A 15,377-nucleotide genomic window follows, 5' to 3' on the forward strand; every position below is an offset into this window, starting at 1 on the left:
ACGCCATTTACTGCTAATCTTTTATTCTTTTCTCAATCTCTTTCACACGATTGAACAATTCATCTAAATGGCGGAAACGAACCGTATTACGTCGCCAGCTCTTATTATCCATTGCAATTGTAGCAGATGAATACAGACCAGGCTTACGAATTTCGCTTGTTACATTGGTACTGCCTGAAATATGTGTGCCATCCGCCACTTTAAGGTGACCTGCAATTCCACTTCCGCCGCCAACAATACAATATTTGCCCAAAGTTGAGCTACCGGCTAAGAAAGATGTCCCTGCAATTGCTGTATTTTGGCCTACAACACAATTGTGGGCGATTTGGACTTGGTTATCGATGATAACGCCATCGTGAATTTCAGTGTGTGACAATGCGCCACGGTCAACTGTAGTACCAGCTCCGATTTCGACATTATCACCAATTCTCACGCCACCGGTTTGTGGAATTTTAATCCAGTTACCGCGCTCATTGGCATAGCCAAAACCGTCAGAGCCAATGACACAACCAGAATGAAAGATACAATTTTGTCCCACTATCACGTCATGATAGAAGGTGACATTTGCCTTCAAACATGTGCCAGAACCAATAATTGATTGCTTTGCGACAACGCTTCCAGCACCGATTTGCACATCATTGCCAATAATCACATTGGCATCAATCACGACATTCGCCGCAATAGCAACATTCTCACCTAATTGGGCAGAAGCATGAATAACTGCTGAGGGATGAATACCTGTTGCCACTTTCGGGGTGGTATCAAGTAATTGCGCTACGCGTGCAAATCCTACGTAAGGATCTTTTAAAACCAAAGCATTACCAGAGTAATCTTCGGCATCTTTTTCACTCAATAACACCGCACCAGCTTGAGAAGATTCAAGCTGTGCACGGTACTTACTATTGGCTAAAAAAGAAAGTTGATCTGAAGCAGCATCTTCAAGGGTCGCAACTCCGGTTATTTCCAGAGAATCATCACCCAAAATCGTTGCGCCCAACAGCTGACCAAGCTCTTTTAAAGTCACAGTTTTCATTAGTTGCCTTTACTTAACGCTTGAACAACTTTGTCGCTGATATCAGCTTCTGGCTTTACAAAGATTACAGCACCACGTTGAAGAACGATGTCATAAGACTCTTTCTGTGCAATAGTGTTGATTGCTTCTTGTACTTTAACTAAAAGCTTGTTTTGCTCTTCACCTTGACGACGACGCATATCTTCATCAAGTGCTTTGCCTTTTAGTTGGAAGTCAGATTTTAACGACTCCATTTGACGTACAAGATCTGTCTTTTGGCTGTCGCTCATCAACGCGCCATCACGTTGCTGCTTCTCAACCATAGTACGCATTTCTTCTTGCATTTTTTGTACTTCAGCAACACGGTCACCAAATTCAGTTTTTAGTGATTGTGAAATTTGTTCACGTTGAGGTAGTTGCTCAAACACTTCGCCCATATCAACCACAGCAATTTTCTCAGCATGTGCCATCATAGGTGCACTTAAAAATGCCATTGTTACTAACGCGCGATTTACCATCTTTTTCAAAATAGACTCCTTGTTATTATCAGCAAAACTTGCCGAGTGTATTTGTTTTAGAACGTTTTGCCAATATTGAACGAAAAGATCTCAGTTTCATCATCTTCGTATTCTTTAATCGGCCAAGCCAAGCTAAACACCATAGGTCCCATCGGCGATAGCCACTGAACACTCATACCCCAAGAGGCACGTATTCTGCTTGGGTCACTATAATCTTCCAATTTATCAAACTCATCGGCTGGAAGATATCTATACGAGTCATAATCGAACTCGGTATCCCATACGTTACCTGCATCAACGAAGAAGCTGGTACGTACTGAATTTGAATAAGCTTCATCCAAGAATGGAGTCGGCACAATCATTTCCATACTGGCAGTCGCAATTGCGTTACCACCAATCGATCTTCCTGAGCTCACTTGTACTCTATTTGGCTCACCCGGTAATGAACAGCTGTCACCAGAAGGATCTGGAGAACATGGTTCGCTACCACGGTATAAATAGAATGAACGTGGACCAACAGAGTTTGACTGGAAACCACGTAATGAGCTACTACCACCTGAATAGTAGTTTTCCCAGAAAGGAAGAATTTGGTCATTATCATTAAACTGGCCATAACCATTAGCATAACCCAAACGTGCACGGGTCAATAATACAAAGCTATGATTACGAGTTAATGGGAAATAGAAGTTAGTATCCAAATCTGTCTTAAAATACTGTAAATCAGAACCTGGAATGGTCGCTTTAGCGCTAAAGCGCTGTGATGAACCGTCGGTTGGGAAAGTACCACGGTTTAATGTACTGCGGCTCCAACCACCATTAAGCTCAAAGTTATCAAAACTTAAATCAGCATTAGGATCATCTGACTCACGATAAACATTATAGAAACGTAATGCTTGTTCATAAGCAGAAATTTCTGAAATTTGGTTATGACGGTAACCAATACCACCGTTTAAACGGTTGTATTCGTTAATCGGGAAACCTGAATTTAATGCAATACCATAAGATTTGTTTTTATAGCGCTCAAGGTTAGCCTCGTTCGCATCAAACTCATTCCAATAAATGCTACCACCTAAACTCACGCCATCTTTAGTAAAGTATGGGTCAGTGTAAGAGAAGTTTACATTCTTAGAGTATTTGTTGGTGTTTAAGCTGACGCCAGCTTGGTTACCTGTACCTAAGAAGTTACTTTGCTGAACACCAAACTGAAGGCTCAGACCAGATTCAGTACCGTAACCAACACCAGCGTTAAATGAGCCCGATGGTTGCTCTTTAACGTTAAATGCGACATCGACAAGATCATCACTTCCAGGCACCTGAACAGTCTCTGTATCAACGGTCTCAAAGTAACCTAGACGGTTAAGACGTGCTTTTGATTGTTCAACTTGTGCAGAGTTTAACCATGCACCTTCCATTTGACGTAATTCACGACGCATTACTTCATCTTTTGTCACTGTATTACCAGTGAAATTAACCGAGCGAACGTAGACACGTTTACCAGGGTTAACATTGATGTTTAGCGCAACTTCTTTAGATTCGTCATCAATTTCAGGGTAGGTTTTCACTTCTGGATAAGCATAACCAAATCGGCCAAGGTATTTGCTGTACATTTCTTCGGTGAACGTAACATCGCCACCGTTGTAAGTATCACCTTCTTTAATCGGCAAAATCGCTTTCATTAACTTTTCACGGCCCATTAGCTCACCGGTTAAGTTAACTTCAGAAACCTGATACTTCTCACCTTCATCAACATTGATGGTGATATACAATCCTTTTCTGTCAGGTGTCATCGCAACTTGTGTCGAAGTCACCTCAAAACGAATGTAACCTTGGTTATGATAGTAGGTTTTTACCGTTTCTAAATCTGCTTGTAGTTTTTGCTTTTGGTATCGACGTTCGCCGAATAAATCCCACCAAGCAACATAGTCTTTAAGCTCTAATAAACCGATCAATTCTGCATCTGAGAACACGCTGTTACCAACCACGTTGATTTGGCGAATTTCAGCCGCAAGACCTTCAGTGAAGTTAAACTTCAGCTCAACACGGTTACGTGGTAAGTTAATGACTTCAGCTTCTACTTTTGCGCCATATTTACCGACACCGTAGTAGAAGTCTTGTAAGCCTTTTTCAATCCCCGATAACATGGTTCTATCGAGAGACTCACCTATTTTAATACCTGAGCCATCTAAACTTTCTTGAAGCTGCTCATCTTTAATGTCTTTATTACCTTCAAAGGTCACGGCACTAATTGTCGCACGCTCTTTGACTGTAACGATTAACACCCCATCTTCATGAGCAACGTTAATCGTTTCAAAGTTAGTTGAGGCGTACAAGCTTTTAATCGCTTGCTGTAATTTAATTTGATCTACAGTATCGCCCACTTTAACGGGGAGACTAAGCAAGGCGGCACCAAGTGCAACTCGCTGTAAACCATCAATCTGGATGTCGGTCACTTCAAATGGTTGGAAAGTATCAGCCACACCATTGCCTGAAAATGACGCACCGACTAAAATCATCGAGGCAAAAAGTTTATTAAATCTCATAGAGCACTTCTAATTATTTGTGTTCCCTGCTCAGAGTCTGGAAAAATCATTGAAGATGGCAATGCTCATCAACAACAGCAGCATAACTGCACCAAACCTGAATCCTATGTCCTGAACCTTTTCTGGTACAGGCTTACCCGTAATCACTTCGATAAAGTAATACAGCAAGTGTCCCCCATCGAGTACTGGCAAAGGCATTAAATTAATAATCCCTAAGTTCACACTGATGAGTGCGATAAACCCAAGAAAATACACTAATCCATAGTCTGCGCTGGTGCCAGCACCTTGAGCTATTGATATAGGTCCACTCAGGTTTTTCACCGACACATCGCCGGTAAATAATTTTCCAATCATCTTAAAGCTGACAACAACCAGTTGCCAGGTTTTATCTGCAGCTGCAGCAAAGGAATCTACTATGCCATACTCAAGCTGGAAGCGCATACTTTCAGGCCAATCAATTTGAGTTGGGCTTACACCAACAATGCCAATGGTTTCTCCGTTTGCATTTGTTTGTGCTTGCGGAGTGACAATGATAGTTAATTGCTTATTGTTACGTGCGATGGTCAGGTTAACGTCTTTGTTTGCAGACGTTTGTATCACATCAACAAAATCATTCCAATCTTGATAAGGTTGACCATTTACCTTGAGTATTTCGTCACCCAACTGTAAACCAGCGATTTCGGCAGCACTACCGTTGGTTACAAGCGCAATCACAGGCTTAATTCCTGGGCGATATATTCCTAGACCCATAGCCCCAATAGGTGACTCTTTGTCTGGATCAAATTGCCAATCACGGATATCTAGTATGTAAGTTTTTTCCGATGTTGTTGTCGAAGATAAAGGAACTAAGCTAATGTCCAGTTCTTTACCGCCAATATGGCCAACTAAAGCAAGGTTAACTTCCTCCCAGTTTCTAACTTTCTGGCCAGAAACTGCCACAATTTGCATCGGTTCTTTTAGCTCAATTTGAGCGGCTGGAGTATTTGCTCTTGTTGTATCAATAACAGGTTTTAGTGAAGGGACCCCAATAAGATACATTAAATAAAGTGCCACAATAGCAAATAAAAAGTTTGCAATCGGTCCTGCGGACACAACCGCAATCCGTTGCCAAACGGTTTTACGATTAAATGCCTGATCTTTTAACTCTTCAGGCACATCCTCAACTCGCTCATCGAGCATTTTGACGTAACCACCTAAAGGGATCATGGCAACGACATACTCAGTGCCATCTTGACCCACTTTACGCCAAATGGCTTTACCAAAACCAATAGAAAAACGTTCTACTTTGATGCCACAACGACGTGCAACCCAAAAATGTCCGTATTCATGTGCAGTAATCAAAATACCCAGTGCGACAATAAATGACCCCAGGTTCCATAAAAAATCTAACATTGTTCTCCTACGAACTAGTTAATCGATTTGATTGCTTCTTTTGCGATTATACGAGCTTGCCCGTCTAACGCCATAATATCTTCAATCGTACCTAATGCTGAATGTGATACCCGTTCTAAACAGGACTCATTAACACGAGCGATATCAGTAAACTTAATCTTTTCATTTAAAAAAGCATCAACAGCAATTTCGTTTGCTGCATTGAGTACAGTTGTAGCCTCTTGACCTTGTTCACATGCTTTCATCGCAAGAGCTAAACAAGGGAAACGTTGGTAGTCAGGTTCACAAAAGCTTAATTCTCGGACTTTGAAAAAATCCAAAGGTTCAACTCCAGCGTAAATTCTTTCAGGAAAAGACATACAATGCGCAATGGGAGTGCGCATATCAGGGTTACCCATTTGTGCAATCACTGAACCATCTTTGTATTGCACCATGGAGTGAATCACGCTTTGAGGGTGAATCACCACTTTCAATTGCTCTTTATTAGTATTAAAAAGCCAGCGCGCTTCAATAAATTCAAGCCCTTTATTCATCATGGTGGCTGAATCAACAGAAATCTTAGGTCCCATAGACCAATTAGGATGATTACATGCTTGTGTTGGTGTCATTGCACTTAAAGCGGCAATATCTGAGGTCAGAAATGGTCCACCAGAACCCGTTAATAAGATATGAGAAATACCAGATGCCGTTAAATCACAGGTTCCGAGATTTGCTTGAATATCGGCAGGGAGGCATTGAAAAATTGCGTTATGCTCACTATCGACTGGCAGTAGCGTCGCATTATTTTCACGCGCAGCCTTCATAAAAAGTTCACCAGACATCACCAGTGACTCTTTATTGGCTAATAGCACCCTTTTGCCCGCTTTAACCGCAGCGTAAGTTGACATTAACCCCGCTGCACCAACAATTGCTGCCATCACGGTATCTACTTGAGTGGCTGTAACAAGACTTTCAAGTTCATCGGCGCCTGTGGTGACATCAATATTGAGGTTCGCTGGTATCGCTTCTTTAAGCGCTTGCGCCGCAGTTGAATCCACCATATGCGCAACACGAGGTTTATGCTTCAGACACAATTGAAGCATCTTTTCTACACTGGCATTGGCAACTAAACCATAAACGCAGTATTGCTCTGGATTATGCTCGATAACACTTAGCGTACTGCTTCCGATAGAGCCCGTGGCTCCAAGGATGACCATATTTTGCATGGTTGATTAAATCCAGAATGCGAGATAAATGAAAGTAAAAACAGGTAATGCTGCAGTCAGACTGTCCATTCTATCTAATACACCACCGTGACCCGGTAAGATTTTTCCTGAGTCTTTTATATTAGCTGCTCGTTTAAACATACTTTCAGACAGGTCACCAAATGCTGAAGCCATTGCCGTAATTAAGGTAACCGCAATGACAAGCCCAAGCTCTTGTTCTGGTGAGTAATACATAACACCTGCCACAACCGCCATAGTCGCAACTAAACCACCACCAAGGCCTTCTAAAGTCTTATTAGGGCTCACTTTCGGCATCAATTTATGCTTGCCTAATGAACGACCAGCAAAATAAGCTCCTGTATCAGCTGCCCAAACAATTAGCATGACTAAAAAGACTAAAGTACCACCAAAGTAAGGATCAACATTAGCACTGATTGACTTGAGGGTGATAAGTGAGACAAAACAGGGAATTAACGTTAACTGTCCAAACATTGATTTTAACATCGGACTGGCTTGCCAAATGCTGCCACTTTTAGGATAAGTAAACACTAACAAGGTGCTAATTACCCACCAAAAAAGGCCAATTGAAATGACGGCTAAAAAGATAGGATGAACTTGGCCTTTCAGCCATAATGCCTCAACTGGAACAAATATATTAAGTGCAATAAGAATTAACGAAACCGTGACGGTAAACGTCCATTGAGTGACTGTACATTGTGGGTCAATAAAACTCCCCCACTCTTTTGCTCCAATCATAAAAACAGGCACGAGTGCCCAAGCAAAATATTCTGCTGGTAAAAAGAAAATGGCACCTATCACTAATGGAAGGAGCCATAGTACAGTCATAATTCGTTGTTTTAACAAAGCAAAAGCCTCTTAAATTTTTTATACAGCTCGTATTTCTTCAATTTGACTGCCAGTCAAACCAAATCGACGCTGCCTACTGGCAAAAACGGCAAGTGCATCTTTAAAAGCTTGCTCGTTGAAGTCTGGCCACAAAGTCTCAGTAAAGACCAATTCTGCATATGCAGCCTGCCATAAAATAAAATTACTGATACGGTAATCACCGCCAGTTCGTATCATTAAATCTACTTCGTGCTGTTCACTCATACACAGTTGTTGATTTAACGACTCTTCTGTCAATTCACTTGACTCAATCTCGCCTTGGGCAACTTTATCTGCAAGCTTTTGAGCTGCTTGTAAAATATCCCAACGGCCACCGTAGTTAGCTGCAACATTAAGCACTAATCCGGTATTTTCTGCAGTGTGTTGTTGTGCTTTTTCAATCTGTTTTTGTAAACGTGCAGAAAAACGACTGGTATCACCAATGATATTTAATCTTACATGGTTATTATGCAGTAGTTTAATTTCTCTTTGTAATACTGAGAAAAACAACTCCATTAGTAAACTGACTTCTTTATCTGGCCTGCGCCAGTTTTCACTTGAAAATGCAAATAAGGTCAGTGACTCAATGCCTAGTTGGCTCGCGACACTCACAGCTCGGCGTACAGCTTTTACACCAGCCTTATGACCAAACACCCTTGGTTTTCCTTGCTGCTGAGCCCAGCGGCCATTACCGTCCATAATAATAGCGACATGCTTAGGTAGCGACTGCTTTACTGCTTCAGATAATTGCCCTGGCAATTGTTCTGATGACGCAATATCAGCACTCGACTTTGTTTCTGGCTCATATCCAACAGTGGATGACATCTATTACAACCCTTTCAAATAGACAAACGCCGTGTAGTATAACCTTACACGGCGCTTTAACTCTAGCTTTGCTAGGTTGAGAATTAGACTTCCATCAATTCTTTTTCTTTAGCAGCTAAAATTCCATCAATATTCTTGATGCTTGCATCAGTGAACTTTTGGATTTCATCTTCGCTACGGCGAACGTCATCTTCAGTACACTCTTTGGCTTTCTCAAGCTTTTTAACTTCACTGATAGCATCACGACGTACATTACGTACTGCAACACGACCATTTTCAGCTTCGCCACGTACGACTTTGATGAAGTCTTTACGACGTTCTTCAGTCAGTGCAGGTAATGGAATACGCATTGCGTTACCAGCAGTCATTGGGTTTAGACCTAAGTCTGAACTCATGATCGCTTTCTCAACAGCTTGAACCATAGTGGCATCAAAAACAGTTACATTTAATGTGCGAGAATCTTCAATACCAATGTTTGCCACTTGCTTAAGTGGTGTCATTGCACCGTAATATGACACTTGAATTGAATCAAGTAGGCTTGGGTGAGCACGACCAGTACGTACTTTAGCCATTTGGTTTTTAGTAGCTTCAACACATTTTGTCATGCGCTCTTGAGCATCTTCTTTAATTGTATCAATCACGATAAATATCCTTTTGGTCACAAATACTTATTACTTAAGCGATAATCTGAGAATGGCACATAGTCGTTGCTATGTCGATATTCGCTCATTGGTATACATTTAGTTTAAACAAATAACCTTTATGAGATTATTTCGTTTTAATATGCGTACCTTCATCTTCACCCATGATAACACGGCGTAAAGCACCCGGTTTATTCATGTTGAAAACTAAAATAGGCATATCGTGGTCACGGGCTAACGTAAATGCCGCTAAGTCCATTACCTTGAATTCATTTTCTAATACTTCGTCATAGGTCAAAGTATCATATTTAACTGCGTCAGGATCTTTCATTGGATCAGCAGAATAAACACCATCAACTTTTGTGCCTTTAAGTACAACTTCTGCTTCAATTTCGATACCGCGTAAACAGGCTGCTGAATCAGTTGTACAAAATGGGTTACCTGTACCAGCTGCAAAAATAACAACTCGGCCAGATTTTAATAAACTAATTGCCTCTGCCCAGTTATAGTCATCACAAACACCTTTTAAAGGAATTGCAGACATTAAACGTGCGTTGACATAGGCACGGTGCAGTGCATCACGCATCGCTAGGCCGTTCATCACAGTTGCAAGCATCCCCATATGGTCACCGACAACACGATTCATTCCAGCTTGCGCTAAGCCTTCACCACGGAATAGATTACCACCACCAATAACAACACCAACTTGAATACCTAACTCAACCAACTCTTTCACTTCTTGAGCCATACGGTCTAAAACTTTAGGGTCAATGCCGAAGCCTTCTTCGCCCATTAACGCTTCGCCGCTTAGTTTTAAAAGAACGCGTCTAAATGCAGGTTTTGGATTGGTGCTCATAATTTTTTCCTGATTATAACAAAACCGCAGCGGTTGCTGCGGCTTTAGGGGATGAAGAGATAATTACTTATGCTTTTTTAGTAGCAGCAATTTGTGCAGCAACTTCTGCAGCGAAATCTTCTTCTTTCTTCTCGATGCCTTCACCAACTTCTAAACGGATGAAGTTAGAAACAGTAGCGCCTTTCTCTTTAAGAATGTCGCCAACAGTTTTCTTTGGCTCCATGATGTAAGCTTGGCCAGTAAGAGAGATCTCACCAGTAAACTTCTTCATGCGACCGATAACCATTTTCTCAGCGATTTCTTGAGGCTTACCTTCGTTCATCGCGATTTCAACTTGAAGTGCTTGCTCACGAGCAACAACATCAGCTGGAACGTCAGTTGGGTTAACGAATTCAGGCTTAGAAGCAGCAACATGCATTGCAATGTGCTTTAATGTTTCTTCGTCAGCTTCACCAGAAACAACAACACCGATACGGTCGCCGTGACGGTAAGAAGATTGAGAAGCACCATCGATGTATTCAACACGACGAACATTGATGTTCTCACCGATTTTAGCTACTAGCGCAACACGAGTTTCTTCGAATTGTGCTTTAAGATCTTCAATAGTTACTTTAGAAGCAGCTGCAACAGCTAATACTTCGTTAGCGAATGCTAAGAAGTTTGCATCTTTAGCAACGAAGTCAGTTTGACAGTTAACTTCTAATAAAGCTGTGTAACCTTCACCTGCTTGGATAAGGATAGTACCTTCAGCAGCGATGTTACCTGCTTTTTTAGCAGCCTTAGCAGCACCACTTTTACGCATGTTATCGATAGCTAGCTCGATATCACCGTTAGTTTCAGTTAGTGCTTTCTTACAATCCATCATGCCAGCGCCAGTGCGGTCACGAAGTTCTTTAACTTGGGCAGCAGTAATTGCCATTGTTAAATCCTCTATTTTAAATTCGTCTAATATTGCATTTAAAAACAGGGGCCCATAAGGCCCCTGTTCACCAATTAACTATTGGTACATAAGGGGGATGGTAACCATCACACCTTATTAAACAGTTTCTACGAAACCGTCTTGCTCAGCTTGAACAGCTAAATCTTGACCGCGGCCTGAGTTAGCAGCTGCAGCAACAGAAGTAGTGTACAAACGGATAGAACGCATAGCATCATCGTTACCAGGAACGATGTAGTTAACGCCGTCTGGAGCAGAGTTAGTATCAACAACAGCAACAACTGGGATACCTAGGTTGTTAGCTTCTTTAATAGCAATATGCTCATGGTCAGCACCGATAACGAATAATACGTCAGGTAAACCGCCCATGTTTTTGATACCGCCTAAAGATTTTTCTAACTTCTCTAGCTCGCGAGTACGCATTAACGCTTCTTTCTTAGTAAGCTTGTCGAAAGTACCGTCAACTGACTGGCTTTCTAGCTCTTTAAGACGCTTGATTGACTGACGAACAGTTTTCCAGTTAGTTAACATACCGCCTAACCAGCGGTGATCAACGTAGTACTGGTCACAAGAGATTGCAGCTTCTTTGATAGCTTCGCCAGCAGCGCGCTTAGTACCAACAAAAAGGATTTTACCTTTTTTAGAAGCAACGTTGCTAATGAACGCTAATGCTTCGTTGAACATTGGCACAGTGTGCTCAAGGTTGATGATGTGAACACCATTACGTGCACCGAAGATGAAAGGCTTCATCTTAGGATTCCAGTAACGAGTTTGGTGACCGAAGTGAACACCAGCTTGAAGCATGTCGCGCATTGAAACAGTAGTCATTTTATATACCTTAATTTGGGGGGTTAGACCTCCACGAATCCCATACCTTCGACTCTTGCTTGCTAAAATAGCGCACTAAGAGCACCCCGAAGAATGTGTCGATACGTGTGTGATTTAGTATTTAGTTAAATTGCCATCTATAACATGTATAATGGCCGCCATATTTTACGCTTAGTGAAGCAGTAAGTGAAGAAAGTATTTATACTTAATTCAAATGACTCGTTCATTAAGACTTAAACATAACGGCGCGCTTTATACCATAACTGGGTAAAAAGCACAAATTTTGACAAATTTATTTACGCCTTTTTTGACCGATACAAGGGTAAGAGAATATTCATGAGCATAGTCATCAAGACAGCAGAACAAATCGAAAAAATGCGTGCTGCGGGTAAATTAGCAGCAGAAGTACTGGAAATGATTGCACCTCACGTCAAGGTCGGTGTGACCACAGATGAACTCAATGATATCTGCGCTAAATACACCGAAGAACATGGCGCGATTTCAGCACCATTAAATTACCATGGTTTCCCTAAATCAATTTGTACTTCAGTTAATGAAGTCGTTTGTCATGGAATTCCAAGCGGTTACCAACTAAAGAATGGCGACATTCTAAATATCGATATCACTGTCATTAAAGATGGTTTCCATGGTGACACATCAAAAATGTTTTTAATTGGCGATGTTAGCCCGAAAGACAGACGTCTTGCTCGTATCGCTCAAGAAAGCTTATATCTTGCGATTAAAAAAGTACGACCTGGTGTTAAATTAGGTGAAATTGGTACTGCAATAGAAAAATTCATCAAAGCAAGTAAATCAGGCTTGGACAAATACTCAATTGTCCAAGATTATTGTGGTCATGGAATTGGTGAAGGCTTCCATGAAGAACCTCAAGTGGTTCACTACAAAAACAATGACAATACTGTATTAAAAGCCGGCATGTGTTTCACAATTGAGCCAATGATTAATGCAGGACGTTATACAACTGTTTTAGATAAAGAAGATAACTGGACAGTCACCACCTCAGATGGTAAAAAATCAGCTCAATGGGAACATACCTTACTCGTTACTGAAACTGGTGTTGAGGTATTAACCTTACGTGGCGAAGAAGACTTCCCAAGAACGTTATAACTAAACACTCAATAAGGACATCAATGAACACAGCGCTGGTAGCAAAAAACACCCTCATCGAATTCAACCAGCGCTTATTGGAGCAATTTACTGCTAAACAGCCAATTACGGACTTAGTTCAGCAGCGCTGCCAATTTGTTGATGCTCTTTTACTCGACAGCTGGCAAAAGTTTGGTTTAGACCAAGCATCTATTTGCTTAATCGCTGTGGGCGGTTATGGTCGAGGAGAACTGCATCCGCATTCAGATATCGACCTACTACTGCTATCCCAATCTGATGAAACCAGTCAGCAAGCTAAAGATGCCATCAGTCAGTTCATCACTTACCTGTGGGACTCTGGGTTAGAAATTGGCCATAGTGTTCGCACTATTGCAGATACACTTTCTCAAGGTGCTCAAGACATCACTATTGCTACCAATCTGTTGGAAGCAAGGTTATTAATGGGTGATAACCGTTTATACGACGAATTATACGATGCTATCCGCCAGCCTGACTTCTGGCCTTCGCAAACATTCTTTTTAGGCAAAAAAGAAGAACAAGATCTGCGCCACGAAAAAGCCAACGCTTTTGATTTAGAACCTAACATCAAATCTTGCCCTGGCGGTTTAAGAGATATTCAAACCATTGCTTGGGTAGCGATGCGTCATTTTGATGCCGCCTCATTACAAGATTTAGTTGAGCATGATTTCCTAACTCCTGTTGAATTAACTGAGCTGCTCGAATGTCGTGATTTTTTATGGCAACTACGCTTTGCTCTACATATGACGTCGGGTAGAAATGAAAACAGGCTGCTATTTGATTTACAACGCCAAGTAGCGACAGCAATGGGTTATGAAGATGCCACTCAACTGGCTGTTGAGCAAATGATGAAGCGTTACTATCGCACGGTTAGACGTGTGATGGAGCTGAATGAAATGCTGTTGCAATTGTTTAAACGGGCAACACTTAATCAAACGACGTCATTAACGATATACCCTATCAATAATCAATTTCAGCGCCGCGGCCGTTATATTGAAGTTTTGGATGAAAGTGTATTTGAAAACCAGCCAGAACAAATTCTTAATCTCTTTTTACAAGTGGCACGTAACTCTAATATTCAACGAATATACGCCCCGACGTTGCGCCTTTTAAGGCAAGCAAGACGTAAACTCACAGGTCCTTTGCAAGATAATCCTGAATGCCGCAAGTATTTCATGGCAATATTAAAGCATCCTCGTGGAATTGCCGCCTTGTCATTAATGCATAAGCATGGGATTTTATCTTCTTACTTACCTGCGTGGCGCAAAATTGAAGGCCAAATGCAGTTTGATTTGTTCCATGCATACACTGTTGATGAACATACACATCGATTGCTGTTGAATATCGACCGATTTGCCCAAGCAGATCAGAAAGATGAGTTTCCACTCGGGGCGATTTTGATCAACCAATTACCAAAAAAAGGGTTATTGGTTCTAGGCGCAATCTTTCATGATATCGCTAAAGGCCGTGGCGGAGACCACAGTAAACTCGGCGCGACTGATGCACTTGATTTTTGTAAGTTACATGGATTAAGCGATCATGACGGACGGCTCGTGGCTTGGTTGGTCGAAAATCACTTGGTGATGTCGGTAACAGCGCAGCGTCGTGATATTTCTGATCCTGATGTTGTCGCCACTTTTGCTGATAGAGTGCAAGATGCCGTGCACCTCAGTTATTTGTATTGTCTAACTGTGGCAGACATATGCGCGACTAATCACAAAGCATGGAATAACTGGAAAGGTTCATTACTGCGAGACTTATATTTTTCAACTCAAAGGGTGCTGTCGCGCGGTAAAGAGAAACCTATTGATGTTGCTGATCGCGTATTAGAAATCCAACAAAAAGCGCAAAAAGAACTACTTAGACGTGGCCTTAAACAAAAAAGCATCAACGAGCTGTGGCTGCGCTTTAAAGACGATTACTTTTTACGCCATCAGCCTAATCAAGTCTCGTGGCACACAGAAGCCTTGCTAAAGCATGACAAGCAAAAGCCATTAGTGCTTATTTCAAAGCATACGACACGTGGCGGCAGCGAGCTATTTGTTTATGCTAAAGACAAGCCAAAGTTATTCGCCACGGTGATGACAGTATTAGACAATAAAAATATTAATGTTCATGATGCAAATGTCATGACATCAAATGATGATTACGCCCTAGATACCTTTGTTATCTTAGAGCAAGATGGCGAACCCATCACTCAGCTCTCGCGAATTCAATCGATTAAAAAGTCGCTTGAAAAAGCATTAGCGAGCCAAAAACCTAAACCACCTAAATTTAGGAAAATGGCCCGTATCATGAAACCTTTTAACGTTCGAACACAAGTGAGTTTCTTGCCAGGTGCAAAGCATGATACAAGTATGATGGAGCTTATTGCATTGGATAGCCCGGGATTACTGGCCAAAGTCGGTGATGTATTATATCGCTGCGATACCACGTTATTATCAGCTAAAATCACCACTATTGGCGAACGAGCTGAAGACTTCTTCATTCTGCAAACTTCAGATGGACAAGCGTTAAATGAAGAACAACAAACACAATTATCCGAAGCGCTTTCAGGAGCGCTTTCTCAACCTTTACATCAATAAACACAAT

The 15,377-nt window shown here is 41.5% G+C and carries 13 protein-coding genes; 2 read left to right on the forward strand and 11 right to left on the reverse strand.

All coding sequences use genetic code 11. The features are described 5' to 3' along the window. Positions 1–13 precede the first annotated feature (13 nt). The 11 genes from lpxD to rpsB form a co-directional block, all read right to left on the reverse strand. On the reverse strand, positions 14–1,033 hold the full coding sequence (gene lpxD / locus AB4128_RS06740; RefSeq protein WP_055023078.1) for a UDP-3-O-(3-hydroxymyristoyl)glucosamine N-acyltransferase: 1,020 nt from the start codon (positions 1,031–1,033) through the stop codon (positions 14–16). Then, positions 1,033–1,530, reverse strand: a complete 498-nt coding sequence (locus AB4128_RS06745; RefSeq protein ID WP_055023079.1) for an OmpH family outer membrane protein — start codon at positions 1,528–1,530, stop codon at positions 1,033–1,035. The genes lpxD and AB4128_RS06745 overlap by 1 nt, the downstream gene beginning before the upstream one ends. Positions 1,531–1,586: 56 nt before the next feature. Then, positions 1,587–4,070 carry an outer membrane protein assembly factor BamA gene (gene bamA / locus AB4128_RS06750; RefSeq protein WP_055023080.1) on the reverse strand — a complete coding sequence of 828 codons (2,484 nt, stop codon included), beginning with the start codon at positions 4,068–4,070 and terminating at the stop codon, positions 1,587–1,589. Between the two features lie 30 nt (positions 4,071–4,100). Further along, on the reverse strand, positions 4,101–5,462 hold the full coding sequence (gene rseP / locus AB4128_RS06755) for a sigma E protease regulator RseP (RefSeq protein ID WP_372037286.1): 1,362 nt from the start codon (positions 5,460–5,462) through the stop codon (positions 4,101–4,103). 14 nt (positions 5,463–5,476) lie between these two features. Beyond that, complete coding sequence (gene ispC / locus AB4128_RS06760; protein WP_055023082.1) at positions 5,477–6,667, reverse strand: 1-deoxy-D-xylulose-5-phosphate reductoisomerase; 1,191 nt, start codon at positions 6,665–6,667, stop codon at positions 5,477–5,479. Between the two features lie 6 nt (positions 6,668–6,673). After that, a complete protein-coding gene (locus tag AB4128_RS06765; protein WP_065109144.1) occupies positions 6,674–7,531 on the reverse strand; it encodes a phosphatidate cytidylyltransferase in 858 nt (285 codons plus the stop codon). A 21-nt stretch (positions 7,532–7,552) separates the two neighbouring features. After that, positions 7,553–8,377, reverse strand: coding sequence for an isoprenyl transferase (locus tag AB4128_RS06770; RefSeq protein ID WP_055023084.1), 825 nt, complete (start codon positions 8,375–8,377; stop codon positions 7,553–7,555). Between the two features lie 83 nt (positions 8,378–8,460). Next, complete coding sequence (frr, locus tag AB4128_RS06775; RefSeq protein WP_055023085.1) at positions 8,461–9,018, reverse strand: ribosome recycling factor; 558 nt, start codon at positions 9,016–9,018, stop codon at positions 8,461–8,463. Between the two features lie 127 nt (positions 9,019–9,145). Beyond that, positions 9,146–9,874, reverse strand: a complete 729-nt coding sequence (pyrH, locus tag AB4128_RS06780; protein WP_055023086.1) for a UMP kinase — start codon at positions 9,872–9,874, stop codon at positions 9,146–9,148. A gap of 67 nt (positions 9,875–9,941) precedes the next feature. Next, complete coding sequence (gene tsf, locus AB4128_RS06785; protein ID WP_055023087.1) at positions 9,942–10,793, reverse strand: translation elongation factor Ts; 852 nt, start codon at positions 10,791–10,793, stop codon at positions 9,942–9,944. Between the two features lie 117 nt (positions 10,794–10,910). Further along, the gene (gene rpsB, locus AB4128_RS06790) at positions 10,911–11,639 is read right to left on the reverse strand and encodes a 30S ribosomal protein S2 (protein WP_055023088.1); all 729 of its coding nucleotides are present in this window, start codon (positions 11,637–11,639) and stop codon (positions 10,911–10,913) included. A 336-nt stretch (positions 11,640–11,975) separates the two neighbouring features. Between rpsB and map the strand changes: the two genes are divergently transcribed. Both map and glnD read left to right on the forward strand, forming a co-directional pair. Continuing rightward, on the forward strand, positions 11,976–12,767 hold the full coding sequence (map, locus tag AB4128_RS06795; protein ID WP_372037287.1) for a type I methionyl aminopeptidase: 792 nt from the start codon (positions 11,976–11,978) through the stop codon (positions 12,765–12,767). Between the two features lie 23 nt (positions 12,768–12,790). Continuing rightward, positions 12,791–15,370, forward strand: a complete 2,580-nt coding sequence (gene glnD, locus AB4128_RS06800) for a bifunctional uridylyltransferase/uridylyl-removing protein GlnD (RefSeq protein ID WP_372037288.1) — start codon at positions 12,791–12,793, stop codon at positions 15,368–15,370. Positions 15,371–15,377 lie beyond the last annotated feature (7 nt).

Source organism: Shewanella sp. 10N.286.52.A9 (assembly GCF_041468985.1).
Classification (GTDB): Bacteria; Pseudomonadota; Gammaproteobacteria; order Enterobacterales; family Shewanellaceae; genus Shewanella; species Shewanella japonica.